We start from the raw sequence: 918 nt of genomic DNA on the forward strand, positions 1-918 counted from the left end.
ATCCATGATTATTTTTTTGCCAAGACTATCGACCAGGTGAAACCGGGTGGTGTGATTGCCTTTATTACCAGTAAGGGAACGCTGGATAAGAAGAACAGCAGTGTGCGCAAATATATAGCGGAACGGGCTGATCTACTGGGTGCAATTCGTTTGCCGAATACCGCATTTAAAGAAATTGCCGGTACCGAGGTGACCAGCGATATTCTGATTCTGCAGAAAAAAACTGAGCCGCAGGTAGTTAAGGAAGATCTGTCCTGGCTGCAGCTTGGATGTAATGAGAATGGACTTACCTATAACCAGTATTTTATTGATCACCCTGAGATGGTGATTGGGAAAATGCAGGAGATAAGCGGACGCTTTGGGCAGGATACCGCTTGCATTCTGCCAGACAACAAGACTTTCGAACAGCGGATGGACCGGGCTGTACGTCAGATCCAGGGGAGTATTGCGGAGGTCGCCTTCTTTGACGAATATGAAGATACTGCAGAAGGCATTCCTGCAGATCCCAAGCTGCCAAATTATGCTTACTCGGTCGTTGATGAAAAGGTTTATTACAGAGAAAATGATGTGATGATCCTACAGGAACCAAGCCGCAGCGGAGCAGAAAGGCTCAAAGAACTAATCAGGCTCAGGGATGCGGTCAGGGAGCTGATCGACAGTCAACTGGAAGGTGTCAGCGATGCAGCAATTGCAGCCCAGCAGGAAAGGCTGTCTGCACTGTATGATGCATTTAGCAGCAAATATGGTCTGATCAACAACCGCAGCAACAGCCAGGCATTTCGGGATGACAGCAGCTATCCATTACTTTGTTCGTTGGAACTGCTGGATGATGATGGAAAGATTGCAAGAAAAGCCGATATTTTCACCATGCGTACTGTGCGTGGGGCGGAGAGAGTTATCAATGTGGAGACAGCCCAG

At 47.8% G+C, this 918-nt stretch carries 1 protein-coding gene; it reads left to right on the forward strand.

Going from position 1 to position 918, the window contains the following annotated elements:
• Window positions 1–918, forward strand: a 918-nt coding sequence (locus tag D1151_RS16390) for an N-6 DNA methylase (RefSeq protein ID WP_161909583.1), incomplete at both ends; no start/stop codon positions are given.

This window comes from Emergencia sp. 1XD21-10 (genome assembly GCF_009936045.1).
In the GTDB taxonomy this organism is placed as follows: Bacteria; Bacillota; Clostridia; order Peptostreptococcales; family Anaerovoracaceae; genus Senimuribacter; species Senimuribacter intestinalis.